The 24,563-nt window shown below is 59.7% G+C and carries 19 protein-coding genes; 14 read left to right on the top strand and 5 right to left on the bottom strand.

The window, feature by feature from the left end; all coding sequences use genetic code 11:
- Positions 1-33 precede the first annotated feature (33 nt).
- The 4 genes from ACESLM_RS13230 to ACESLM_RS13215 all read left to right on the top strand — a co-directional run bounded on the left by ACESLM_RS13230 (position 34) and on the right by ACESLM_RS13215 (position 4,858).
- Positions 34-714, top strand: a complete 681-nt coding sequence (locus ACESLM_RS13230; protein WP_372632035.1) for a response regulator transcription factor — start codon at positions 34-36, stop codon at positions 712-714.
- On the top strand, positions 711-2,105 hold the full coding sequence (locus tag ACESLM_RS13225) for a sensor histidine kinase (RefSeq protein WP_372632034.1): 1,395 nt from the start codon (positions 711-713) through the stop codon (positions 2,103-2,105). The genes ACESLM_RS13230 and ACESLM_RS13225 overlap by 4 nt, the downstream gene beginning before the upstream one ends.
- A 70-nt stretch (positions 2,106-2,175) precedes the next feature.
- On the top strand, positions 2,176-4,410 hold the full coding sequence (locus ACESLM_RS13220; protein ID WP_372632033.1) for an MMPL family transporter: 2,235 nt from the start codon (positions 2,176-2,178) through the stop codon (positions 4,408-4,410).
- Between the two features lie 85 nt (positions 4,411-4,495).
- Positions 4,496-4,858, top strand: a complete 363-nt coding sequence (locus ACESLM_RS13215) for a DUF1304 domain-containing protein (RefSeq protein ID WP_372632032.1) — start codon at positions 4,496-4,498, stop codon at positions 4,856-4,858.
- Between the two features lie 208 nt (positions 4,859-5,066).
- On the opposite strand, the gene ACESLM_RS13210 is transcribed toward ACESLM_RS13215, so the two are convergent.
- On the bottom strand, positions 5,067-6,311 hold the full coding sequence (locus ACESLM_RS13210) for a hypothetical protein (protein WP_372632031.1): 1,245 nt from the start codon (positions 6,309-6,311) through the stop codon (positions 5,067-5,069).
- Between the two features lie 159 nt (positions 6,312-6,470).
- On the opposite strand from ACESLM_RS13210, the gene ACESLM_RS13205 reads away from it, so the two are divergent.
- The 5 genes from ACESLM_RS13205 to ACESLM_RS13185 all read left to right on the top strand — a co-directional run bounded on the left by ACESLM_RS13205 (position 6,471) and on the right by ACESLM_RS13185 (position 14,158).
- Entirely contained in the window at positions 6,471-8,768 is a 2,298-nt protein-coding gene (locus tag ACESLM_RS13205) for a type IA DNA topoisomerase (RefSeq protein WP_372632077.1), read from the top strand.
- A gap of 88 nt (positions 8,769-8,856) precedes the next feature.
- Positions 8,857-9,063 (top strand): nucleotidyltransferase substrate binding protein, encoded by a 207-nt coding sequence (locus tag ACESLM_RS13200; protein WP_372632030.1) that lies wholly within the window; start codon positions 8,857-8,859, stop codon positions 9,061-9,063.
- A gap of 23 nt (positions 9,064-9,086) precedes the next feature.
- Positions 9,087-9,404, top strand: coding sequence for a nucleotidyltransferase domain-containing protein (locus tag ACESLM_RS13195; protein ID WP_372632029.1), 318 nt, complete (start codon positions 9,087-9,089; stop codon positions 9,402-9,404).
- Positions 9,405-9,697: 293 nt separating this feature from the next.
- Positions 9,698-12,505: a bifunctional diguanylate cyclase/phosphodiesterase gene (locus ACESLM_RS13190; protein ID WP_372632028.1), complete on the top strand. Its 2,808-nt coding sequence runs from the start codon at positions 9,698-9,700 to the stop codon at positions 12,503-12,505.
- Complete coding sequence (locus tag ACESLM_RS13185) at positions 12,506-14,158, top strand: thiamine pyrophosphate-binding protein (RefSeq protein WP_372632027.1); 1,653 nt, start codon at positions 12,506-12,508, stop codon at positions 14,156-14,158.
- A gap of 9 nt (positions 14,159-14,167) precedes the next feature.
- On the opposite strand, the gene ACESLM_RS13180 is transcribed toward ACESLM_RS13185, so the two are convergent.
- Positions 14,168-14,806 carry a hypothetical protein gene (locus ACESLM_RS13180; protein ID WP_372632026.1) on the bottom strand — a complete coding sequence of 213 codons (639 nt, stop codon included), beginning with the start codon at positions 14,804-14,806 and terminating at the stop codon, positions 14,168-14,170.
- Between the two features lie 181 nt (positions 14,807-14,987).
- Between ACESLM_RS13180 and ACESLM_RS13175 the strand changes: the two genes are divergently transcribed.
- Both ACESLM_RS13175 and ACESLM_RS13170 read left to right on the top strand, forming a co-directional pair.
- On the top strand, positions 14,988-15,350 hold the full coding sequence (locus ACESLM_RS13175) for a VOC family protein (RefSeq protein ID WP_372632025.1): 363 nt from the start codon (positions 14,988-14,990) through the stop codon (positions 15,348-15,350).
- Complete coding sequence (locus ACESLM_RS13170) at positions 15,347-15,910, top strand: winged helix-turn-helix transcriptional regulator (protein ID WP_372632024.1); 564 nt, start codon at positions 15,347-15,349, stop codon at positions 15,908-15,910. The genes ACESLM_RS13175 and ACESLM_RS13170 overlap by 4 nt, the downstream gene beginning before the upstream one ends.
- Positions 15,911-16,012: 102 nt before the next feature.
- On the opposite strand, the gene ACESLM_RS13165 is transcribed toward ACESLM_RS13170, so the two are convergent.
- From ACESLM_RS13165 to ACESLM_RS13155, 3 genes are all read right to left on the bottom strand, one after another.
- Positions 16,013-16,996: an electron transfer flavoprotein subunit alpha/FixB family protein gene (locus tag ACESLM_RS13165; RefSeq protein WP_372632023.1), complete on the bottom strand. Its 984-nt coding sequence runs from the start codon at positions 16,994-16,996 to the stop codon at positions 16,013-16,015.
- Positions 16,997-17,031: 35 nt separating this feature from the next.
- A complete protein-coding gene (locus tag ACESLM_RS13160; RefSeq protein WP_372632022.1) occupies positions 17,032-17,808 on the bottom strand; it encodes an electron transfer flavoprotein subunit beta/FixA family protein in 777 nt (258 codons plus the stop codon).
- A gap of 77 nt (positions 17,809-17,885) precedes the next feature.
- On the bottom strand, positions 17,886-18,470 hold the full coding sequence (locus ACESLM_RS13155; protein ID WP_372632021.1) for a fatty acid metabolism transcriptional regulator FadR: 585 nt from the start codon (positions 18,468-18,470) through the stop codon (positions 17,886-17,888).
- 73 nt (positions 18,471-18,543) lie between these two features.
- Between ACESLM_RS13155 and ACESLM_RS13150 the strand changes: the two genes are divergently transcribed.
- Genes ACESLM_RS13150 through ACESLM_RS13140 form a run of 3 tightly spaced genes read left to right on the top strand, consistent with a single transcriptional unit; the run spans position 18,544 to position 24,368 of the window.
- Positions 18,544-20,754, top strand: coding sequence for a (Fe-S)-binding protein (locus ACESLM_RS13150; RefSeq protein ID WP_372632020.1), 2,211 nt, complete (start codon positions 18,544-18,546; stop codon positions 20,752-20,754).
- A 5-nt stretch (positions 20,755-20,759) separates the two neighbouring features.
- Entirely contained in the window at positions 20,760-23,159 is a 2,400-nt protein-coding gene (locus ACESLM_RS13145) for a 3-hydroxyacyl-CoA dehydrogenase/enoyl-CoA hydratase family protein (protein ID WP_372632018.1), read from the top strand.
- A gap of 24 nt (positions 23,160-23,183) precedes the next feature.
- Positions 23,184-24,368 (top strand): acetyl-CoA C-acetyltransferase, encoded by a 1,185-nt coding sequence (locus ACESLM_RS13140; RefSeq protein WP_372632017.1) that lies wholly within the window; start codon positions 23,184-23,186, stop codon positions 24,366-24,368.
- The last annotated feature ends 195 nt before the right edge of the window (positions 24,369-24,563 follow it).

Raw genomic sequence — 24,563 nt, 5'->3', positions numbered from 1 at the left:
CTGCGACTGCCCAGGACAGAGGAGAGAACCGGCATGAGAATCCGCGTTTTGGCGGCGGACGACGACCCGTCGATCCGGGAGCTGCTGAGGCTGACGTTAAGCATGGAAGGCTACGTCGTGCTGGAAGCGGAGGACGGAGAGAAGGCATCGCGGATCTGCGAGACGGAGCAAGTCCATCTGGCGATCGTCGACGTAATGATGCCGGGCAAGGACGGGCTGGAGCTGTGCCGCGAGATCCGGGAGCATTACGATATTCCCATTATTCTCCTGACGGCCAAAGACCAGTTGGAGGACAAGGAACAGGGGTATCTGGCGGGAACGGACGATTATGTAGCGAAGCCGTTCGAGCCGAAGGAGCTGCTGTTCCGGATCAAGGCGCTGCTGCGCAGATACCGCCTCGTTTCGGCGGAGACGATCCGGCTCGGCAGCGTTGAGATCGACCGGAAGGGCTACGAGATTCGGATCGAAGGCGAGCCTGTCACGATCCCGCTGCGGGAATTCGAGCTTCTGGCGCAGCTCGCCAGTCAGCCCGGCCGCATCTATACCCGGGAGCAGCTGATCGGCCTCATCTGGGGAGCGGACTACGAAGGGGATGCCAGGACGGTGGACGTCCATGTGAAAAGATTAAGGGAACGATTCTCGGACCGGAAAGAGGATTTCGTCATCGCTACGATCCGGGGGCTCGGCTACAAGCTCGAGGTGAAGGACGAGTGAGAACGTTATACGTGCGAATCGTGGCGACGTTCGTCGGCATCGCCTTCGTCAGCGGCATCGTCGGGCTGGCGTTGACGGGAGCTTACTACCAGGAGCGGATGAAATCGGAGAGCGAGACGAAAGCCTGGGAGATGGCAGAGAGCATCCGGGAGCTATACGAGCAAGGGATGCAGTCGAGCCTCGAACAATACTTAGCGGCGGTCGCGAAGCTTGGCTTCCAGATTTATGCCGTCGACGAGCGCTTGGAAGGAAAGACGTTCGGGCGGGCTTTCAAGCATGGCACGCTCGACGACTCCGCGATCCGTCTCGTTCTGGACGGCGGCGTCTTTCACGGGATGGAGGAAGAGAACGGGAGGGTAAGGCTGTTCGCCCTGTTCGAGAACAGCGTGCGCAATACGGTCGGCATTCCGGTCCGAACGCCGGAGGGCGGCTATGCCGTATTCGTCCGTCCCGATCTGGAGGCGCAGATCGGAGAAGTGCGGATCGTCTCGGCCGTTCTGATCGGGTTGACCTTCCTCGCGAGTCTTGTCCTGATCGCGGTCTTGAGCCGCTACATCGTCAAGCCGCTCAACGTGCTTAAAGAAGCGACCCGGCGTATCGCCAAAGGCGACTTCAACGTCGAACTGGAGAAGTCCCGCAGCCGCAAGGACGAAATCGGAGATCTGGCCGAGCATTTCGCCTTGATGGCCGATTCGATCGGCCGGCTCGACCGGATGCGCCGCGATTTCGTGGCGAACGTATCTCACGAATTCCAGACGCCGCTTACGTCGATGCAGGGATTGGCCAAGGCGATGCGCGACAAGCAAACGACGCCGGAACAGACCGAGCAATATTTGGGGATCATCGAGCGGGAGAGCCGGCGGCTGTCTTCCCTTAGCCGGCAATTGCTGAAGCTGGCCTCGCTCGATCGGGACGACGTGCGGCTCCAGACGGAGAGCTTCCGCTTGGACGAGCAGATTCGCGAAGCGCTGATTACGCTTGAATGGCAGTGGTCGGAAAAGGAGTTGAATCTGGAGCTTGAGCTTCCGGAGACGTTCGTGATCGCTGACGCTCACCTGCTGCACGAGGTGTGGATGAATCTGTTGTCCAACGGCATCCGCTTCTGCGAGCCGGGAGACACGATCGCCGTCTCCATCCGGGAGGAACGGGGCAATCAAGTCGCGGTGAAAGTCCGCGACACCGGCTGCGGAATTCCCGAAGAGGATCTTCCCTTGATCTTCGACCGGTTCCATAAGGCGGACAAATCCCGCAGCCGTTCCTCGGAGAACGGCGGAAGCGGGCTGGGCTTATCCATCGCAGGGAAAATCGTCGCGCTTCATGCCGGGACGATCGACGTCGAGAGCGAGCTCGGGCGCGGAACGACTTTTACCGTGCGGCTGCCGCAATTGTAATGCCCCGTTCACCGTCCGTTCATCTTCCGATTCGATAATCGGGGAGAACAACGGATGGGAGGATGGAGAGATGAATGCGCAAGGATGGAACAAATGGTTTGTCTTATTCGGCAGCCGCCGTGGAGCGATAACGACGCTCTCCGCGTGGCTGCTTTTACTTGTCGCGCTTGCCGTTAGCTCGCCCGGAGCGAAGCCATACGCCGTCAGCGCCGGGGAAGGGAGCGCGGACGGCGCCAATCCGGCTGCCGTCGCCCAGCGCGTGCTCGAAGAGCGCTTCCCGCAAAGCGACGGCTTGGCGGCTCTGCTCGTGTTCCACAGCGACGGAGCTCTGGACGGGGAGAAGCTGGGAATAATAGCGGACTTCAGCAGATGGCTCGAATCGGAGGGCAAATCTTCGGGGGTTAAGAGCTCAATTCCGTACTATGCGCTTCCAGAGCCGGAACGGAGCCGCTTGGTATCGCAAGACGGTACGACGCTGCTGCTGAGCGCCGAACTGCAACCGGACCTGGATTCCGACAGGACGCTGGAGGCGATGGAGGCAATCCAAGCCTATTGGGAGCGGCACGGGGCGGAAGGAGTCCGGCTGGAGACGACCGGCCCCGCCGCGATCTCCGCGGACACGCTGACGCTGTTCCGCAACGCGGATTTCGTGCTCATGATCGCGACGGTCGCGCTCATTCTCGTCCTGCTCGTGGCGATCTACCGGTCTCCGCTGCTGGCGGTCATTCCGCTCGTGATCGCGGGCATCGTCTACTCGGTCGTGGACAAGCTGCTCGGAGTGGCGGGGCGGGCCGGTTGGTTCGTCATCGACAAGCAGTCTCTGTCGATCATGATGATCTTGCTGTTCGCCGTCGTTACGGATTATTGCTTGTTTGTCTTCTCCCGCTATCGGGAACGGCTGACCGCGGGCGGTTCGAAATACGAAGCGATGGGAGAAGCGATGGCACGCGTCTCGGAACCGATCCTGTTCAGCGGCGGAACGATTCTCGCGTCCATGCTGGCGCTGTTCGCGGCGGTCTTCCAGCCGTATCGCGGCTTCGCTCCGGTATTCGCGATCGCCGTGGCGGTCATTCTGCTGGCGGGATTAACGCTGATACCGGCCGTCTTCGCGATCGCCGGACGCAAAGCGTTCTGGCCGTTCGTCCCGAAGACGGGGCCGAACGGGAACGGTGCGAATATCGGCGCGGAGCGGGCGAATGTCAAGAGAAGAATACCGCTGTGGGAGCGGACGGGCCGCTTCGTGACGAGGAAGCCGAAGACGATCGCGACGACGCTGTTCGCGCTGCTGGCCTTGGCCTCGTTGAACATCGGGTCGCTGCAATACTCTTTTAACCTGATGAAGTCGTTTCCCGCGGATACGCCTTCCCGCGTCGGCTTCGAACTGCTGGAGTCGCGGTTCCCGCCGGGAGAGCTTGCCCCGGTATCGCTCATACTGGAAGGCGGAGAGAGCTTGGCGGGAGATGCCGAGGTTGAATCCAAACTTGCGGCATTCGCGGAGGAGCTGCAAAAGGGAGGCGGAGCGGTCGGGATTTCGGCGGGCGAATGGTCGGAGAACAAAGGAGCGGTTCGGTTGCGGGCCGTTATGAACTCGAACCCGTACGAAGCGGAAGCGTTGAACCGGATAGATCGCTGGCGGGAGGAAGGCCGAACGCTGCTCGAGCGGAGCGGATTCGATTCGGAGAGTGTCAAGCTCCATATAGCCGGACAGACGGCGGAGCAGGCGGACGTCCGGACCATGAACGAACGGGATACGATCGTGCTGTTCGCGTCCGTCTCCCTGTTGATCGGGCTCATGCTAACCGCGCAGACGCGTTCCTGGAAAATGTCGCTCCTCATGCTTACGACGATCGTGCTGTCGTTCGCGGCGACGCTCGGCCTGACCTGGACCGTCTTCCACGGCATGCTCGGTTACGAGACGTTCAGCTACCGCATGCCGGTATACACGTTCGTGTTCATGGTCGCCCTGGGCGTCGACTACAACATCATGCTCGTATCCCGAATCCGGGAGGAGGCCGATCATTACCCATGGAAAGAAGCGGTAAGCCGGGGCGTCGCCTCCACGGGAGGAGTCATCTCGTCCGCGGGCCTGATTCTGGCGGCCACGTTCGGCGTTCTGATCACCCAACCGATGCAGGAGCTGTACCTGTTCGGATTCGCGATGACCGTCGGCATTCTGATCGATACGTTCCTCGTGCGGGGAATGCTGCTTCCTTCGATATTGACGGTCGTTTTCAGGGACGGGAAGAAGTCGTCGGCTTCCTTGCCAAATCAAAGTGATAAGCCGATCCCTAGGGCGAATAAATAATATAGTAGCAACACCGTAAGCGCTCTGGCTCCGGTTGGTTGTCTGCATCAAGAAGACGGAAGCACGCGGAAGGAAGTGGACATCGATGATCGTCGCAGCGGTATTGGTAGGGCTTGTCGCTTTGGCGCACGTGATTTTGCTGCTGACGGAAACGCTGCTGTGGACGTCTCCGGGCAATCGCCAATCTCGGGGAATGACGTCCGGCTTCGCGCGGGATTCCAAGCCGCTTGCCGCAAGCAGCGGCCTGCACAACGGATTTCTCGCCGCGGGGCTCGTCTGGGGCCTGGTTTATCCTTCGGCTTCGGTCGGATACCAGATTCAAACCTTTTTTCTCGTATGCGCTTTAATCGCTGCCGTCTACGGAATATGGAACGGTAGGAGATCGTTCGACTACATTCGGGGAGCCGCGGCCGCGGTCGCGTGGATCGCCGTGCTCTCGGTGTGGTGACGGTCCGCGCCCGGATAGGGATTCGCATGGAAGCTTGCCGTAGGGCAGGCTTCATTTTCTTTTCAAACCAAATACAAGGATTCGAATAGGGTACAGAGATCGTCCAAGGGACGCGTCAACCGGGGGTACGTCAAGCAAAAGTGACGAAGCAGGGGGCGAAAAGGCGGTGATAGATGCCCCTGAGCGGGTTTGCATACACGCCCTAGTGTCAGATCCGCTCAGCGATTGCCGAGCATACGGTTTCGTCGCTCCATACCGGATTGGCGTAGCCGGCCGGCGCGTTGAGATAGGCGATCCACGACGCATCGTAGCCGCTTTTCTTTGTGGCGGACGCGCATGCGCGCTCTTCGATCTCTCCCCGCGACAGAGCTTCGAGCCGTTCCTTCCGAAACTCCGCGAATCGCCGAACGATCTCCTCGAACTTCTTTTCCTCGTCCTTCAGCGTTCCTCCTTCGACCCATTCGCCTCCGAAGACGAAGGCATAATCCAGATAGCTTTCGACTTTCAAGGAAGCTGCGGCTTTATATTGTCGGATCGCCCTCTTCGCGTCGCCGTCCGCTTCCGCCCACAACCCGTCCAGCAACAGATGATACGGAGTCGCAGCTTCGGCGAAAACGCGGCTTTCCCGTTTTAGCGCGCCATCCGCGACCGTATACGTATCGGTGTATTCTCTCTGCCAGGGGCCTGCCCCCACGGAATGGATCAGCCCTCCGGAGATGCGCAGCTTTCCGCCCTGAATGCCGGCTTCGGTCACGCTAGGAATGATCGCGGCCCCCGGCAGGTTGTTCAGCTTGCCGTCTTCCCATTCCGACGCCGTATAGGTAAAGGTAGAGGTGTGAGCCCCGATTCCCAGCGAAGCCCAGACGATCTCCGGCTTGCCGTCGCCGTTCAAATCCCCGATCTGTTCGATCTTCGCCCGACCGTAGTCTTCCGCAGGGAAAACGAAGCTTTGCCATTCGTACTCGCCGTCGTTCAGAGCCGCGACGATTCCGTAGGCGTAGCGATACTCGACGTCTTCCATGATCCGGCTCTCGTAGACGACGGAAGCCCATTCGCGTTCTAAGCCGTCCCCGTCGAGATCCGCCCGAATGACGGTAACCGGATAATCGCCCGGGTTGTCTTGTTCGGCCCAAGATCGAAGCCATTCAGCGAATCGGTCTTCTTCCGGATACTCCAGGGCCAACTCGGACCGAAGCCGTTCCGGTAGTGGCTGCCATTCATCGGACATGACCGATTCGGCTGCGGGATCGGGCGAAGCGGATTCCAGCGGCGCCGCAACTGGCGAGGCCGCTTCCGAAGCGTCTGCGGTTGGGGAGTTCGCGGTTCCCGTCTCCGTCGTCCCGGTGATTGTCGGGCTCCCGGGCGCGTCTTCGCGCGGGCTGCAAGCCGCGGTCATCATCAGGGCGCCGATCAGAATCCCCGCTGCCACTCTGTTAAGTTTCAAGTCGACCATTGGAAAATCACGCCTTTTTATATGGATACGTAACTGACGTCCGAGAAGGGCGGCAGGTTCATTTTCGCGAGGAGGAGCAAATCCTGTGATATAATCGACCTATAATGATCGATTCGCGGAGCGGATGCGCGGATTGTTAACGGAGAGGACGAAGCCGTGTTGAAGACGTTGGTCATCGCGGAGAAACCCGACATGGGCCGCAACATCGCGGCCGTGATCGAGCCGAAGGCGCAGAACAAACGCTCTTATCTGGAGGGCGAACGCTATATTATTACCTGGGCGATCGGTCATCTGATCGGATTGGCCGAACCCGATCTCTACGACGAGAAATATAAAAAGTGGAGATTCGGCGATCTGCCGATCATTCCGGACGATTTCAAGCTATTGCCCAATCCTCGGACGAAGGACCAGCTCCAGGTGATCGCGGACTTGGCGGCGCGCAGCGGCGAACTCGTCAACGCGTGCGACGCCGGACGCGAAGGTCAGCATATTTTCTCCCTCATCGTCAGACATCTGGGCTTGCAGCATCCGGTGAAAAGGCTGTGGATTTCCGACTTGACGGCGGAGACGATTCGCAAAGGGTTCGATCAGTTGAAGGACAATGCGGAATACGCGAACCTGACCCAGGCCGCCCGCGCGCGCAGCGAAGCGGACTGGCTGATCGGGATGAACGGCTCGCGCGCGTTCACGACGAAGCATAACGAGCTGCTGTCCGTCGGCCGGGTGCAGACGCCGGTGCTGGCGCTGATCTACGACCGGCAGAGGCAGATCGAATCGTTCGATTCTCTGAAATTTTACGAGATTGCGGCGACATTCGAGCAGAGCGGCGGCGCTCCGTATAGAGGGAATTGGCAGGGCGACAGGCTGACCGATCCCGAGAAGGCGAAGGCCATCGCCGACAAGGTGAGGGGCAAGACGGGAGCGATCGCGAGCTACGAGGTCAAGGATACGAAGGAGTATCCGTACAAGCTGTACGACCTGACGCTGCTGCAGCGGGAGGCGAACGGCAAGTTCGGCTTCTCCGCCAAGAAGACGCTCGACGTCGCGCAGGCGCTCTACGAGAAGCACAAGATCATCTCGTACCCGCGTACGAACTCGAACTACGTGAATGCGGAGAACATCCCGGAGATGCACAAGATTTTGGACGCGATGCGGAACTCTCCGGAATACGGGGATTTCGTGAACGGCGCGAACAAGCGGTTCGTCCACGCGAACAACAAGAACGTGTGCAATCCGGCCAAGGTCGAGGATCACCATGCGATCATGCCGACGATGAGAAAACCGCAGGGGCTGAGCCCGGACGAGCGCAAGCTGTACGATCTGGTCGTGAAAAGGTTTCTGTCCCACTTCTACCCGGCGGCGGAGTACAAAGTGCATACCGTGCTGACCGAGGTGGAGAAGGAGATGTTCAAGACAACGGTGAAGCAGCTGCTGTCTCTCGGTTGGAAGATCATCTATGCGGGCGACGTTCCCGCGGCCAAAGGCGGGAGCAAGGAGAAAGGCAAGGAAAAGGACGACGGGGCGGCGGAGGAAGAGGAACAGGAGACGGACGCGCCGTTCGAGGTCGATCCGCAGAAGCCCGTCGTCTGCGCGGACGCCGAGGTCAAGGAGAAGGAGACGCAGCCTCCGAAGCCGTACACCGAAGGAACGCTGCTGAAGGCGATGGAAAGCGCAGGCAAGCAGATCGAGGACGAGGAGCTGCGCGACGCGATGAAGGATTCCGGTCTCGGCACTCCGGCGACGCGCGCGGCGACGATCGAACGGCTGAAGCAGGTCGGCTACATCGACATGCAGGGCAAGCGGATCGTCATTACGCCCAAAGGAAGAACGGCGGTCGAGCTCATCCGCGGAGCGGGCATCGAGCTGCTGACGTCGCCGGAGATGACCGGACACTGGGAGCGGCGGCTGACGGAGATTTCGCGCGGACAAGCTTCGGTCGAGGCGTTCATGGGCAACGTGAAAAAGTTTACGAGGTTGATTATCGACAAGGTTAACGTTCAACATCCTGCGGCCAGAAACGCGTTCGCCAGACCGGAACCGGCGGCGAAAGGGGCGCGAGGCGGCAAGAAGGCGTCAGGCGGCGGAGAGACGGGCGGTTCGGTCGCCGTCGCCGCGAAGAAATCTCCGGCGAAGCGGGCATCGGCGGCCAAGTCGTCGTCCGCGGAGCAGAGCGGGGAGCCGGCCGTGATCGGCGTCTGCCCGAGCCCGGGGTGCGGGGGCAACATTTTCATGGGGCGCAAAGGCTACGGGTGCAGTCACTACAAAGCGGGCTGCAAGTTCGTCATCTGGAAAGAAAGCCTGGGTCGAACGTTAACGGACGCGATGGTCAAGGCGTTGATCGGCAAGGGCCGGACCGGCAAGCTCAAGTTCCCGGGGACGGGCGGCGGAGAAGCGTTCGAAGCCAGAATCATGCTGAAGAACGACAGGACGGGGGAGCTGGCTTTGGAGCGGGAGTAGCGGGTGGGGGTTGCGATTTGAGGCCATAGGAAATGTGTTATAATGAAGCGTACGAACAATTGATTCGGTTAGAGGAGGTTCGGCGGCGATGACCCAAAAAGTGAGGGCTAACAAAGTGCTGTATAGCGAAAAACAATTTGGGAGCGCTCTAGAGTCATTAGGTTCAGCGATTCGCGAACCGAACTTTAATGAATACGTTCGAGACGCTATCATACAAAGATTCGAATACACCTATGAAACCGCGTGGAAAGCGATTAAGTCCGTTCTGTCGTATCAGGGGCTATCTTCACGATAAGATCGCGGAGGTGATCCGTAATCATGTTAAACCTTCCTGAGAGCATCAAAGATAGAATCGTCTCGATTTTGGCGGAAGAAAAAACAGTGGATCAGGCTCTATTATTCGGATCAAGAGCCAGAGGAGACGCCAGAGCAAACTCCGATATCGATCTGGCTTTAATCGGCGACGATATCCCCCTTTCTCTCCATACTAAGCTGCGCGAGAACGTGGGGTTGTATTCGTTGGACATCGTGAGAATGAACGAGCTGGACGATGAACTTCTGCTCGAAAGCATCGATAGAGACGGCGTATTGTTATACAGCAGGGAAGAATCGGCGACACTCTCTCTGCGTGGATGAACTCCAATGCGTTGCTTTCGAGCGTTGCGAATACCAGCAAGAATGCGGAGCCGATTTGTTTCGTTTTTCGCAGCTTAGGGCTATGTCGCGAACCGACAGAACCGGGAGAACCCGCGTTCTGTCTTTTTTTCGGATCGGGACAAAGCACCGTCCTCCACTAAAATTCAAATAGCAGCAGCTTTTAACAGGAAATCCAGAATAAATGTAGAAATGTGTGTAACACGGCCATCGGACAGAAATCCGATAAGGATGCGGTATAATAGATGATCTATACGGGAGCGAGGGTTAGGGACATGTTAAAAGAACAAATGAGGTACTCACGGCTCGCCCATCTGACGAAGCTGATCAATACGAAGCTCGAGTTGCGGGAAGTGCTGGAGCACGTTACGACGGCCATCTCCGAAGAAATCGTCCAATGCGATTCCGTGGGCATCTATTTGCCGCAGGCGGATGGAACGTTTCGGGGCTACGTCGGCAAACCGGAAGTGATCAACGGCTGGACGCTGGACATGCACGTGATCGATACGGAAGTGGATTTGCTGGCCAAAGAAGTGATCGACACGAAGAAGACCGTCTATATTCCCGACACGTCCATGGACAACCGGCCGGACCCCCGTGCGGTGCAAGGCTTCCAGATCAAGTCGCTGCTGGTGCTGCCGATTTCCTTCGAACAGGAGCTGTTCGGCCTTGTGTTTCTGTTCGATTACGGCGTACCGATGAACTTGACGGAGTCGGAAATCCAGACGGTCGAAGCCTATGTGAATATGGCGGCCGTAGCGATACAGAATGCCCGGAACTTGGCGCATAAAGAAAATCTTCTCGCCGAGAAGCAACTGCTGTTGGACGTTACGCGCGATCTGTCCATGAGCTCGACGCTGCAAGAAAGCTTGGACAGGTGCTTTTTCTATTTAGGGAAGGTGCTGGAGAATTACAACATCGGCGTACATCTGCTCGACCCTATCGCGGAAAACAAAATCAAGCCCGCCAAGCTGAGCAAGGACAGCGACTGGTCGGAAGAAGACTGGATACGGACTCACAGTCTGGTCCGGATCGACGAAAGCAACGATCCGGTATTCCAAGAGGTGATCCGGACGAAGAAGGCGGTGCTCATCCCGGACGTGTTCGCCGACGGCAGACCGAATCACGAGCTCTGCCGCCAATTCGGGATGAAGGGACTGCTCATGCTTCCCTTGGTCGCGATGGGAGAAGTGCTGGGCGCCATCGCCGTAGTCAATCTCGGCGAGGGGGACTTCGTCTATTCGGAAGCGACGCTGCAGCTGGCGCAATCGATCGTAGACACGACCGCGTCGACGTTATCCAACCTGCTGTACATGGAGAAGCAGGAAAACATCATTCAGGAGCGGACATCGGAGATTACGGTCAAGAACGAGGAGCTCGAGCGGGTGATCGCCGAATTGCGGCAGCTCAGCCGCGAGAAGGAGTTGATTCTCAACTCCGCGGGAGAAGGGATATTCGGCTTGGATCTCGACAGCCGGATCACATTCTGCAATCCGGCTGGCGTCGCCATGCTGGGATACGACAAGAAGAACGAGCTGATCGGCCAGCCCGCCTGCCTCGTATTCAAAGAGAAGCTGGCGAGAATGTCGGATGAGGCGGCGGCCGCTTCGGATGGCGCCAGGGACAGATTCTACGAGGACGACAAGTTTTACAGAAAAGACGGCTCCGGCTTTCCGGTGGAATACGTCATCTCCGCGATCCGCGAAGGCGACGAGATCATCGGGGAGGTCGTCACCTTCAAAGACATTACGCAGCGGAAACAGATGGAGGAAGAAATCAAGTACCGCGCTTATTTCGACAGTCTGACCGATCTGCCGAACCGCCTGCTGCTGAAGGACAGGCTGCAGCAGGGATTGACCCACGCGCAGATTACGGGCGAGAGATTGGCCGTGCTTTATCTGGATCTGGACCGCTTCAAGTTTATCAACGACTCGCTGGGTCACAGCTACGGCGATCTCTTGCTGCGCGACGTTGCGAAACGGTTGTCGGCATGCGTTCCGCTCGGCGCCACCGTATCCCGGCAGGGCGGCGACGAATTCACCATTTTTCTCCCCCATATCCGTACCGAGGACGAAGTGCTGGAGGTCGTCCATCAAGTCGTGGATGCCTTCTCGGAGCCGTTCCAGCTCATGGAAAACGAGATTTATATGAAGGCGAGCATCGGCATCAGCCTGTACCCCGATCATGGAGATACGACGGAGACTCTGATCAAGAATGCGGACGCCGCGATGTACAAGTCGAAGGAAATATCCGGCAGCAGCTATCATTTTTTCCGCGCAGGCATGGACGTTCGGACGATCGAAAGCATTAAATTGGAAAACGACCTGTACAAAGCGCTCGATCAAGAGGAGCTCGTCATCTATTACCAGCCCCAGATCGATTATCCGACGAGACGGATCGTGGGCGTAGAAGCGCTGCTGAGATGGAACCACCCGGCCAGGGGGATGATCTCGCCCGATCAGTTTATTCCGATCGCCGAAGAAACGGCTTTGATTATTCCGATCGGCGAATGGGTGCTGAAAAAGGCTTGCGTCCAGATCAAGCAGTGGCTGAAGCGGGGGTATCCGCTGAACAGCATTTCGGTGAATTTGTCGGCGCGGCAATTCGAGCAGAACAATTTGTTCTCCTTGGTCAAGAACGCGTTGTCGGAGGCCGATCTGACTCCCGGACATCTGCAGCTGGAGCTGACCGAAAATCTGATTATCAAAAATCGGGAACAGACGTTAAAGACGATGAAGGAATTGAAAAGCTCGGGAATTAAAATCGCGATAGACGATTTCGGCACGGGGTATTCGTCGCTGGGTTATTTGAAAAGCCTGCCGATCGATACGCTGAAAATCGACAAGTCCTTCCTGCAAGGAATTTCGAGCGAGGAGGACAACGCCGCGATAACCCAAACGATCATTACGCTGGCGCGGAATTTGAACCTTAACGTCATCGCCGAAGGCGTGGAGACGAGAGAGCATGTGCAATTTTTGTCGGAACGGGGCTGCCGGCTGATGCAGGGCTACTACTTCAGTCCCCCGATGCCGGCCGAGGATTTCATCCGTTTGATGGACAGGAATATTTTGGAGGTGGAGTAAATGAGAGCGGCGCGAGCGGTATTGGAGTATTTGAAGGGAAGCGGGGTCAAACGTCTATTCGGCATTCCGGCAGGCTCGGTCAACGCGTTCTTCGACGAGCTGTGCGAGCTGCCGGAGCTCGAGCCGGTCGTGGCCAAGCACGAAGGAGCGGCCTCCTACATGGCGGCGGCTTACGCGAAATACGGCGGCGGGCTGGGCGTCTGCATCGGCTGCAGCGGACCGGGCGCTACGAACCTGGTCACCGGGGCGGCGAACGCGATGCGCGAGCATCTTCCCGTCCTGTTCCTGACCGGTGCCGTTCCCGTAGGCACGATGGGATTAAACGCGTCGCAGGAGCTGGACGTCGTTCCGGTCTTTCGTCCCGTTACCAAGTACAGCGTCGCGGTCAAGGACGCCGGGCACCTGCTCGAAGAAGTGGCGAAAGCCCACCGGATTGCCGTCTCCGGCGTTCCGGGTCCCGTACACATCGCGGTGCCGATCGACGTTCAGCATGCCGAGATCGGCATGCCGGACATTCCCACGGGCGCGTCCCGTAGGCCGATGGTTCCCGATCCGGCTGCGATCGAACGGGCGGCCCGGGCGCTGCTGGATAACGGGAGGGGCTGCATTCTTGCCGGACAAGGCGTCAGAGGCTCGGTCGAAGCGCTTGTCGAGCTTGCCGAGCTGCTTCAGTGGCCGATGATGGCGACGCCGCAAGCGAAAGGCTACATACCGGACAATCATCCGCTGTATGCGGGGATCTTCGGCTTCGCGGGACATGAGACCGCTTCGGCCATCGTCTCCGACGACTCGCTCCCGACTCTGCTGATCGTCGGGTCGAGCTTGGGAGAGACGGCGACGAACAACTATAATCCCGGCTTGACGAGGGGCAGGCTGACGATTCAGCTCGACTTCGACTCCACGGTGTTCAACCGCAAATACGAGATCGATATTCCCGTATTGGGCGACATTCGACTCAGCCTGCTTATGCTGATCGACGAGCTTAGGGCGCAGGCTCCGAACGCGGCGCGCGGGAGCGCCGGGCCCGTTCCGGCGGCCGCGGCGACGGCGCTCGCGGAGCCGGACGGGGAATACAATACGAAAAACGTGCTGCTCGGCCTCCAGAGCTGTCTGCCCCGCAACACCCGCTACGCGGTAGACATCGGCGAGTTCATGTCCTACGTCATTCACTGCATGAAGGTAACGGAATCCGACTCCTACGCCATCAATGTTCATTTCGGCGCCATGGGCAGCGGCATCGGTTCGGCGATCGGGTCGAAGCTGGCCGAGCCGGAACGCCCGGTCGTATGCTTGACGGGCGACGGCTGCTTCTTCATGCACGGGATGGAAATTTTGACGGCGAAGGAGCTGGGCTTGCCGATCCTGTTCGTCGTGATGAACAACGCTCGGCTGGGAATGGTCTACCACGGGCATTCGCTTCAGTTCAAGAGAACCCATCCGTCGTTCGAGCAGGAAGCCGTCAACATCGCCGCGATGGGCGAAGCCATGGGCATCCCCAGCTACAGAATCCTTGGGATGGACGACCTCCGGCAAGACGTCGTCGCCGGTCTGATGTCGGCGGGAGGTCCGGCCATCCTGGAGGTCGTCCTGCAGGACGACAACGTTCCTCCGATGGGCGATCGCGTCAAGTTTCTATCCTCGTTCGGGAAGTAAGGCGTTCCGCTACAGATGGGCGTAATGTTCCCGGATAGCATTCAGGATCGCCGCCATCGTCCGTCCTTTGAAGGCATCGGCAACGGCTTTTCCGTCAGAGCTGGCGTAGAAATAGCAGTTCTCGGAAACGTTGCGGCCGAACCCCAGCGCGATTAATGGCTCAAGCGCTGGCAGCTCTCCGGAGCCGATGCGCTCGAGCAAGTACGCCGTCGGACGGACGGTCACGTCCGCGTCGCCGTCGCCCGTCCGCAACTCGAACAGGTCGCGATCGTCCCGAACCATCCATTGCCGCTTGGAAAACAAGGCAATCCTTTTTCCCTCCAGCGCGGAAAGGGCCTCCAGGTTGATGCCGAAAGCCTGATTGATCATGCCGCGAATATCCGCGGCGGACGCCTTGCCTTCGACCCGCTCCAACCAGGCGTCGAGAACCGTTCCTGGCGCTGCGGGCGCGGGGAGGCTGCGGTCGTTATGGCCGGGCAGAAGGGGCATCTCCTTCAGGTTGATGCTGAATATGCGGTCTACGAAACGGATAATGTCATCGGCGCCAAGGCGGTCTTGGCTCTCGATCAGCAGGTCTAGCCGAGCGGATTTTGAAAGTCTTTCGCCTGAATCGTCGGAGCGAGAGGCTTTTTTCGTCATTTCGGTCAATGCGTACGCCTCCTATCGCGCAGAGCGGAATATCGTCGCTGCTGCTTATTCCGACGGATTCGACTCCGAGCGCCGATTTTCCTGCTTTTTCCTCCCCGACGTTCTTTCCATTCAGAAAAACGATGCTTTACTACCGTAAATATACTTGGTATAATTTCGGTAGTAAAAGGAGGGTGATGAGATGTTTGTTCCGGGATTTACCGTATGGTACAGCGTCAAAAGCATTGAGCGTACGCTGGCGTTCTATACCGAAAAGCTGGGCTTCGAGGTGCTATTCCACAATCCGGAGTGGGGCATGGCGATGGTGAAGACGAATACGGAGGGCTGCGTGATCGGCTTCTCCGAAGCGGAGACGGTCGAGCCTTCGACGTCTTCTACCGTATTCGACGTGGCGGATATCGAGGATGCCGTGAGCAAGCTCAAGCGGCTTGACGTCAGCTTCTCCGGAGAAATCGAAGTCATCGACGATTTCGTCAAGCTGGCGACCTTCGCCGATCCGGACGGTCACTCGCTCATGCTTTCGGAGCAGTTGACGGAGCTTTGAGCAAAGAGCAATTCGTGCTGCAGCTTGCGCAGCGGCTGTCCGGCCGCTGGACCATCCCGATTCTGCTCTCTCTCGAGAACAGCGGCGGCAGGTTTACCCCGCTGCAGAGGCAGCTGGACATTGCGCCGGCCAGGCTCAGCGACAATCTGAAGCAGCTAAGCGACGCGGAACTCATCCATCACCTGACTCCTCTGGAGCGTCGCCATCCTCTGCTGCCGGAGTACAAGCTCACCGAGAAAGGCAAGCTCTACCGGGAGGCGGCCCAGGCAATCCGCAGTTCCGAGGCGCGGATCGGCCATGGGGCACTGTCCGCCAAAGCCTGGAATGTGCCGGTGCTCGTCGCGTTGAATTACCAGCACGGCAGATTTCAGGAAATACGTCGCGTGCTGCAGCCCGTCACGCCCCGTATTCTGTCCGCTCGCCTCGACGAGCTGCACGGCGAGGAACTGATCGTCAGAGAGATCGCCGACCAGCCGAGACCGTCGTTCGTGTACGAGCTGTCTTCGCTCAGCGCGAAGCCGATCGAGACGCTGACAGCCGATCTGTCTTCCTTGGTCTAGCGACGGCGATTACAACGAAGGCACTGGAATCTCCCGGAGGAGGGGGTTCCTGTGCCTTTTCGTCAGGAGGCCGTTCCGTTGCGGCCGTCTCCGTTCCCGTCGTTAAGCGAGCGCCTTCTTGAACTCCTCCGTCAACAGCGGAACGACCTCGAACAGGTCCCCGACGATGCCGTAGTCGGCCACCTTGAAGATCGGCGCTTCCGGATCTTTGTTGATGGCGATGATGACACGGGACTGGCTCATGCCGGCCAGATGCTGGATCGCGCCGCTGATGCCGCAGGCGATGTAGATTTCGGGGGTGACGACTTTGCCGGTCTGCCCGATCTGCAGCGCGTAGTCGCAGTAGCCGGCGTCGCATGCGCCGCGCGAAGCGCCGACGGCGGCATTTAGCGCCTCGGCTAGCCGCTCCAGCGGCTTGAAGCCTTCGGCGCTCTTCACGCCGCGGCCGCCGGAGACGACGATCTTCGCTTCGGTTAGGTCGACCTTGCCGGATGTTTTGCGGACGACCTCCTTTACGGCCGAGCGAAGGTTCGGGAGCGGCGATGCGCCGGAGACGACGACCGGGCCAGAGGAGGGAAGCGGCTCTGCTGCCGGGAAGTTGTTGGGCCGGACGGTGACGATCTGAATGCCGGCGTTCTCGACGAACCGTTTACGTTCAAAGGCTTTGCCGGCATACAGCGGCCTGACGTAAAGAGGACTGCCATCTTTGGCGATTTCGATCGCGGTGACGTCGGAAATCTGCCCCGCGTCCAGGCGGGCGGCGAACATCGGGGCCAAATCCCGACCGATCGCCGTGTGGCCGAGGAAGACGGCGCTGGGACTCAGCTCGTTCAGCGCTGCGCTCGCCGCCGCGAGTGTCGCTTCGGCATGATAGACCGCGAGGTCGTGTCGGTCGACGACATGCACCGGGCCATCCACATAGCGCACCAACTCCTCCGCCAGCTCTGACACCTGATGCCCGATCAGCACGGCGGCGATCCGGTCGTTCTCCCCTTTGGCCTGCCTGGCCGCTTCGATCGCCTCGAACGTCACCTGCCTCAGCTTGCCTTCACGCGTCTCCGCGATAATCGCATAAGTCTGGCTCATCGTTCGTTCCTCCTTCTCTATTGGACTTGAATGGGTTACAGGACTTTCGCTTCCGTGCGCAGAAGCTTGACCAGCTCCGCCGCCTGCTGTGCCGGATCGCCCTTCAGCAGCTTTCCGGCTTGGCGAGCCGGAGGCAGCGCCAGCGACTCCCGCTTCGTCTTCGGCGCGATGTCCGTTTCCGTCAGGCCGATGTCTTCCAGGCTTAGCGTCCGCAGCGGCTTCTTCTTCGCCTTCATGATGCCGGGAAGCGAAGGGTAGCGGGGCTCGTTCAGCCCTTGCTGCGCCGTGATCAGCGCTGGCAGCGTCAGCTCGATCGTCTCGGCGTCCCCTTCGGCGTCGCGCAGAACCGTGGCCCGGTCCCCTTCAATCGAAAGCTTAGTGACGGATGAGGCATGCGGGATGTCCAGCAGCGCCGCAAGCCGGACGGCCACCTGCCCGCTTCCGTTGTCGATCGAGAAGTTGCCTCCGAGGATGAGGTCATACGGCTGCGAAGATTGAGTTTTCAAATAGGCGGCAAGCGTCCTGGAGACGGAGTATTCGTCTTGGCCGATACGCTCGTCGGAGATCAGCGCCGCTTCGTCGGCCCCCATCGCCAGCGCGGTCCGCAGCGCCTCCGCCGTGCGATCCGGGCCGACGGATATGGCCACGATCGTGCCGCCGTACCGTTCCTTCAGCCGGATCGCCTCCTCCACGGCATACTCGTCGTACGGGTTAATCACAAACTTGACGCCGTCCTCCTCAATCTGTCCGTCCCGCAGCACGATTTTCTCCTCGGTGTCGAAGGTCTGCTTCAAAATAACGTAAATGTTCATCGCATGCTCTCCTCTCTTTGTGGACACGCCGAGTTCACAGCCCTGAACCGCTTCGTGATCAAAATCGGCTTTTTGGATTACCTCTCCAAGCCTCTCAGGAAGAAGTCTACGGTTTTGTCTACCTGCCCCGACAGCGAATATTTCCGTCCCGAGATTATCCACGAGGTGACGACCTGGTCCATCGCCCCGAACAGAAGCAGCCTGATCAGCTTCGTGTCCAGATCGGCGCGGAACGTCTTCTCCTCGATCCCCTTTCTTACGATATTCTCGATCAGCACGATATAGGGCTTAACGGTAAGTCCGATGGCGCTTCGCAGCCCAGGGGAACTCTGCCGCAGCTCGATCTGGGTGACGTGGGCGAGATCCGGGTGCTTCTCCAGCATCGTGAAGTGGATGCCGCATACGATGCGAAGCGCTTCCCCGGCGGTGTGCGTCTCCCGTATGCTCTCGTGAAAACGCTGAACGAGTGAGCCGAGACGTTCCCGAAACAGAGATACGAGAAGGTCCTCCTTGTTTTTGAAATACAAGTAGACCGTGCCGTCCGCGACGCCGGCTTCCCTCGCAATGCGCGACACTTGAGCGCCGTGATAGCCGCTGCTGGCGATCACCTTCTCGGCGGCATCGAGAATGAGGCCGTACTTCTTCCTTTTTCTTCCCGTCATCGCACGCACCCCAGTAGAAAAAATCGTTTGCTGAATGAAGCCTCATTCATTTTATTCGCCTTCCGGCCATATCATGAGAAAAAGCGGGAGGGGAGGGCGGGCGACCGTGTGGCCGACGATAAACGCGCTTTTATTTCTGGCGGTAACCGGGTACGGCTGCTATTTGTTCGGAAGAGCCGTGCATCATCGGTACCTGTACGTAAAGCTGGGGCAGGCGGCTGAGCTCCATGTGCGGGGAAAAGAAGGGACGAGGACGTTCCTTGCGCAAGTGTTCGGTCAGAAAAAGCTATTTAAGGACCTTCGCAGCGGCCTCATGCATTTCGTCGTGTTTTACGGGTTCATTATTTTGCAATTCGGGGCGATCGATCTGATCGTAAAAGGGTTAACCGCGGGCGGACATCTGCCGCTTCCAGCCTACGAGCTGTTCGGTCTGCTGCAGGAAATAACGGTTCTGCTCATTCTCGTCGCGATGGGCTACGCCGCTTACCGGCGCTACGGGGAGAAGCTGAGCAGGCTGAAGCGCGGCTGGAAGCCTGGCCTCGTTCTCTATTTTATTTTCTCGCTCATGCTGTCCGTGCTGCTGTCCCTAGGCTTCGAGCGTCTATGGTTGGACCTCGAATATTCGGGCTACGCGCCGGTATCCTCCGCGATCGCGCTAGCCTTCCAAGATCTGCCCGCCGCGGCGTCGCAAGCGCTCTTCTACATCTTCTGGTGGCTGCATCTGCTCGTGCTGCTCGCTTTTCTCGTCTATGTTCCGCAGTCGAAGCATTTTCACCTGATTTCCGCCCCGATCAATCTCTGGCTCGGCCGCGCCGAGACGCCCGGCAAGCTGAAGAAGCTCGACCTGGAGGACGAAGAGGCGGAATCGTTCGGTGTCGGCCGAATCGAGGACTTCACGCGGAAGCAGATGATCGACTTTTACGCCTGCGTGGAATGCGGTCGCTGCACGAACGTATGCCCGGCCTCGAACACAGGCAAAACGCTGTCGCCGATGCACCTCATCACAAAGCTAAGAGATCACCTGACGGAAAAAGGGGCCGCCGTGACGGGCAAGTCTCCCTGGGTACCGGAGTTTGCGTTTGGAGGCAGCGCAGCGAAGATGCATTCGCTGTCGGGTGCGGCGGACAACAAGGTTGCATGGGACGGAATGGGAGGCGCAATCACCGACATTCGTCCGACGCTCGCCTGGCAGCAAGCCTCTTGGACGGCAGAGCCCTCCGGGAATCCGGAGCAGACCGAGCTGATCGGAGGCGTCATGACCGAAGACGAAATCTGGTCCTGCACGACATGCCGCAACTGCGAGGACCAATGTCCGGTCGGCAATAGCCACGTCGACAAGATCGTCGATCTCCGCCGCCACCTCGTGCTGATGCAGGGCAGTATTCCGCACGAAGGCCAGCGCGCTCTGCAGAACATCGAGCGCCAGGGCAATCCCTGGGGACTGAGCCGCAGCGACCGCGACAAATGGACCGGAGAGATCGAAGGCGTACGCGTCCCTACGGTAAAAGACAATCCGGATTTCGACTATCTGTTTTTCGTCGGCTCGATTGGGGCTTACGACTTGCGGGCGCGCAAAGTATCGCGGGCGCTCGCCCGGCTGCTGAACGAGGCCGGAGTCCGCTTCGCCATCCTCGGCAACGAGGAGCGCAACTCGGGCGACACGCCGCGCCGGATGGGCAACGAAATGCTGTTCCAGCAGCTCGCGGCGGACAACATCGAGACGTTTCGCAAATACGGCGTGCGGAAGATGGTCACCGCCTGCCCGCATACTTTTAACACGTTCAAAAACGAATACCCCGACTTCGGCCTCGAAGGCGTCGAGGTGCTGCACCATACGCAGCTGCTCGACAGGCTGATCCGGGAAGGTAAGCTCCATCCCCGCCACGAGGTCAGGGAACGCATCGCGTACCACGACTCCTGCTATCTCGGGCGTTACAACAACGTGTACGACGAGCCCCGCAACGTGCTGAAAGCGATTCCCGGAGTGGAGCTGGCCGAGATGGCCAGAAGCCGCGAGAACGGAATGTGCTGCGGCGCGGGAGGCGGCATGATGTGGATGGAGGAAACGGCGGGCAAGCGCGTCAATCTGGCCCGCGCCGAGCAAGCGCTGGAAGTGAAACCGACCGTCATCGGCAGCGCCTGTCCTTACTGCCTCACGATGATGGAGGACGGAACGAAAATGAAGGAAGCGGACGACGTGCGGGCCAAGGACATTGCGGAAATTTTGGAGCAGGCCGTGTTCGGCGATTCGCCGCTTCGCCAGAACCATTCGATCGGAGGTTAGACGAGATGAACAAGCCGATTCGCAAAGCCGCAGTCATCGGTTCGGGCATTATGGGCTCCGGCATCGCCGCCCACCTGGCCAACGTCGGCATCCCATGCCTGCTGCTGGACATGACGCCCGCCAAGCTCACTGAGGAAGAAGCCGCCAAGGGGCTGACGCTGGAGCGTCCCGCCGTGCGCAACCGGCTGGCCGCGGCCGCCGTCGCCAAGCTGAAGAAGACGAACCCGCCCCCGCTCTACGACGAGGCGTTCTTGGAGCGCATTACGCCGGGCAATCTGGACGATCATCTGGCGTCGATCGGCGAGGTCGATTGGGTGATCGAGGTCGTCGTAGAAAATTTAGGGGTGAAAAAGGAACTGCTGTCCCGAATCGAGCGTTGCTGGAAGCCCGGCACGATCGTCTCGTCCAATACGTCGGGAATCTCGATCGACGCGATGTCGGCGCAATGCGGCGAGGCGTTCCGGCGGCATTTTATGGGGACACACTTTTTTAACCCGCCCCGTTATATGAAGCTGCTGGAGATCGTGCCGGGCCGGGATACGAGTCCGGAGCTGGTCGCCCGAATGAAGTCGTTCTGCGAGAATACGCTCGGTAAGGGCGTCGTGGTCGCCAAGGACACGCCGAACTTCGTTGCGAATCGAATCGGCACTTTCGGGATGCTGGCGACGCTTCGGGAGATGGAGACGGGCGGGTTTACGGTGGAGGAGATCGATGCGGTGACCGGTCCGGCCATAGGCCGGCCGAAAAGCGCGACGTTCCGCACGCTGGACCTTGTCGGTATCGATACGTTCGTGCATGTGGCGGACAACGTATACGACAATGTTCCGGACGAAGCGGAGAAGGAGGCTTTCATCGCTCCGGAGGCAATAAAGCGGTTGGTAGAGAGAGGCTGGCTCGGCGAGAAGTCCGGGCAAGGCTTCTATCGCAAGACGAAAGGGCCGGACGGCCGAAGCGAGATCGCCTCGCTCGATCTGGCCGCGATGACGTATTCGCCGCAGAAGAAGGTGACGTCCGGCTCGCTGGAGGCCGCCAAGCTGGCCAAAGGCGCTAGGGAGAAGGTCAAGGCGCTGCTGGCCGGGGGCGACCGCTATTCCGGGTTGGCCTGGAGCCTGCTTAAGCAGGTGCTCGTTTATTCCGCGGAGAAAGTCGGCGAAATCGCGGATACGATCGAAGAAATCGACAAGGCGATGAAATGGGGCTTTAACTGGGAGCTTGGACCGTTCGAGACGTGGGACGCGATCGGGCTCGCCCGTTCGGCGGAGCGGATGGAACGGGAAGGGACATCGGTTCCGCAATGGGTGAAAGATTGGATCTCTCAGGGGAACGAGACGTTTTATCGCAAGGAGAATGGCTCGCTGTTCTACGTTCATGAAGGGAAATACAAGCAGGCGGAGGAGCGGCCGGAGGTCGTGTCCCTGCGAAGCTTAAAGGAGCGCGGGCGCACGATTCGGGGCAATGGTGGAGCCAGCCTGATCGACCTGGGCGACGGCGTGGCGTGCCTGGAGTTCCATTCCCCGAACAACGCGATCGGCGGCGACATTCTGAGCATGATCGCGCAGAGCGTCGAGGAGGTACGGCGGAATTACGAAGGACTGGTCATCGCCAATCAGGGCCGCAACTTTTGCGTCGGAGCCAATTTGATGCTGCTGCTCATGGAAGCGCAGGAAGAGGAATGGGACGAAGTGGACAATATCATCCGCCTGTTCCAGAACGCCATGTACGCGGTGAAAAAACTGGAGAAACCGGTCGTGGCCGCGCCTCACCGGATGACGCTGGGCGGCGGCGTGGAGGCGTGTATGCCCGCAGATCAGGTCATCGCCTCCGCCGAGACGTATTACGGCCTTGTCGAGACCGGAGTGGGTTTGATTCCGGCGGGCGGCGGCAGCAAGGAGTTCGCCCTGCGGATCAGCAAGAGCGCCGGGCTTCCGGAAGCCGACTTGCAGCCTTATCTGAACCGGGCGTTCGAGACGATCGGCATGGCCAAAGTGTCTTCGAGCGGGCACGATGCGAAGCGTCTCGGCTATTTGCGCGAGACGGACCGAGTGCTGGCGAATCCGGACCATCTCATCTATGAGGCGAAGCAAGCCGTGCTGCGGATGGCGCGGGCGGGCTACGAGCCGATCGGCGAGGAACGGATTCGCGTCGCAGGCGCGGAAGGCAAGGCGGTGCTGCTGCTCGGCGCGATCGGCATGAGGGAAAGCGGGTATATTAGCGACCACGATTTGAAGATAGCCAAGAAGCTGGCGCACGTGCTGGCGGGCGGCGACGTTCCGGCGGGTACGCTAGTGTCGGAACAGTACCTGCTGGATCTGGAGCGGGAGGCGTTCCTCAGCCTGTGCGGCGAGCCGAAGACGCAGCAGCGAATGCAGCACATGTTGACCAAGGGCAAACCGCTTCGCAATTAACTTTGCAGGGGAGTGAATTGGGCGATGAGAGAGGCTGTAATCGTGTCCGTTGCGCGAACTGCGGTGGGCAAGGCGAAGAAGGGCAGCCTGGCGCAGACTCGCGCCGACGACTTGGGCAAGACGGTGCTGGAGGCGGTCGTAGACCGGGCTCCCGGTTTGCGGAAGGAAGACGTCGAAGACATTATCATCGGCTGCGCGATGCCGGAGGGCGAGCAGGGGCTGAACTTCGCGCGCATCATGTCGCTGTACGCGGGTTTTCCGAGTGAGGTGCCCGCGCTGACGATCAACCGCTTCTGCTCCTCCGGCCTGCAGGCGATCGCGTTCGCCGCCGAACGGATCATGCTCGGCCACGCCGACGCGATCGTCGCCGGAGGAGTCGAGAGCATGAGCCATGTGCCGATGACCGGGTTCAAAGTTTCCCCGAATCCGCGCATCGTCGAGGAAATGCCGCAGGTGTACATCGGCATGGGGCATACGGCGGAGAACGTCGCCGCGCGGTTCGGCGTGTCGCGGGAGGACCAGGACGCATTCGCGGCGAGGTCGCATGCGAAGGCGGCGAAGGCGATCGCCGAGGGCAAGTTCAAGGATGAGGTCGTGCCGGTCGCAGTCGAGCGGAGAAGCTTGGACGACAAGGGCAAGCTGCGGCCGGAGCGGCTGATATTCGATACGGACGAAGGGGTTCGCTCCGATACGAACGTGGAGACGCTCGGTAAGCTGAAGCCGTCGTTTAAGCTCGGGGGCACGGTGACGGCAGGCAACGCCTCGCAGATGAGCGACGGGGCCGCGGCGGCTGTCGTCATGAGCCGGGAGCGGGCGGACGCGCTCGGACTGAAACCGCTCGCTACCTTTCGCTCGTTTGCGCTGGCCGGCGTAGATCCCGACATGATGGGCGTCGGCCCGGTCAAGGCGATCCCGAAGGCGCTAAAGATGGCCGGCATCTCTCTGGACGACGTCAAGCTGTTCGAGATTAACGAAGCGTTCGCCTCCCAATGCGTGCACATCATCCGAGAGCTGGGCATCGACGAAGAGAAGGTGAATGTGAACGGCGGCGCAATCGCGCTCGGCCACCCGCTCGGCTGCACGGGCACGAAGCTGACGGCGACGCTGCTCCATGAGCTCCGCCGACGGGGCGGCGGCTACGGCGTCGTCTCGATGTGCATCGGTGGCGGCATGGGCGCGGCGGGCGTGTTCGAGGTGCATGCCGGATAGGCAGGGCGCGAGTGAGCGGGGACTGCCAAGGCCAAAAAAGTGCCTCGGAGCTGCGGTCCCGGCTCTGCTAAGGCCAAGAAGGTGCCTTGGAGCAGCGGCCCCGGCTCTGCGAAGGCCAAAAAAGTGCCTTGCCGGTGGGTGGTCGGGAGAGAGCAGGGACTGCCAAGGCCAAAAAAGTGCCTCGGAGCTGCGGTC

It is taken from the genome of Cohnella sp. (assembly GCF_041641335.1).
Lineage (GTDB): Bacteria > Bacillota > Bacilli > Paenibacillales > Paenibacillaceae > Cohnella.
Note: the sequence above shows the minus strand (reverse complement) of the source record. Positions and strands in the feature narration are given on the sequence as shown.

Coding starts and splice junctions, on each gene's coding strand:
- ACESLM_RS13230 (WP_372632035.1), top strand. CDS start 34: ATGAGAATCCGCGTTTTGGCGGCGGACGACGACCCGTCGATCCGGGAG.
- ACESLM_RS13220 (WP_372632033.1), top strand. CDS start 2,176: ATGAATGCGCAAGGATGGAACAAATGGTTTGTCTTATTCGGCAGCCGC.
- ACESLM_RS13215 (WP_372632032.1), top strand. CDS start 4,496: ATGATCGTCGCAGCGGTATTGGTAGGGCTTGTCGCTTTGGCGCACGTG.
- ACESLM_RS13210 (WP_372632031.1), bottom strand. CDS start 6,311: ATGGTCGACTTGAAACTTAACAGAGTGGCAGCGGGGATTCTGATCGGC.
- ACESLM_RS13200 (WP_372632030.1), top strand. CDS start 8,857: ATGACCCAAAAAGTGAGGGCTAACAAAGTGCTGTATAGCGAAAAACAA.
- ACESLM_RS13195 (WP_372632029.1), top strand. CDS start 9,087: ATGTTAAACCTTCCTGAGAGCATCAAAGATAGAATCGTCTCGATTTTG.
- ACESLM_RS13190 (WP_372632028.1), top strand. CDS start 9,698: ATGTTAAAAGAACAAATGAGGTACTCACGGCTCGCCCATCTGACGAAG.
- ACESLM_RS13185 (WP_372632027.1), top strand. CDS start 12,506: ATGAGAGCGGCGCGAGCGGTATTGGAGTATTTGAAGGGAAGCGGGGTC.
- ACESLM_RS13175 (WP_372632025.1), top strand. CDS start 14,988: ATGTTTGTTCCGGGATTTACCGTATGGTACAGCGTCAAAAGCATTGAG.
- ACESLM_RS13165 (WP_372632023.1), bottom strand. CDS start 16,996: ATGAGCCAGACTTATGCGATTATCGCGGAGACGCGTGAAGGCAAGCTG.
- ACESLM_RS13160 (WP_372632022.1), bottom strand. CDS start 17,808: ATGAACATTTACGTTATTTTGAAGCAGACCTTCGACACCGAGGAGAAA.
- ACESLM_RS13155 (WP_372632021.1), bottom strand. CDS start 18,470: ATGACGGGAAGAAAAAGGAAGAAGTACGGCCTCATTCTCGATGCCGCC.
- ACESLM_RS13150 (WP_372632020.1), top strand. CDS start 18,544: ATGAGAAAAAGCGGGAGGGGAGGGCGGGCGACCGTGTGGCCGACGATA.
- ACESLM_RS13145 (WP_372632018.1), top strand. CDS start 20,760: ATGAACAAGCCGATTCGCAAAGCCGCAGTCATCGGTTCGGGCATTATG.
- ACESLM_RS13140 (WP_372632017.1), top strand. CDS start 23,184: ATGAGAGAGGCTGTAATCGTGTCCGTTGCGCGAACTGCGGTGGGCAAG.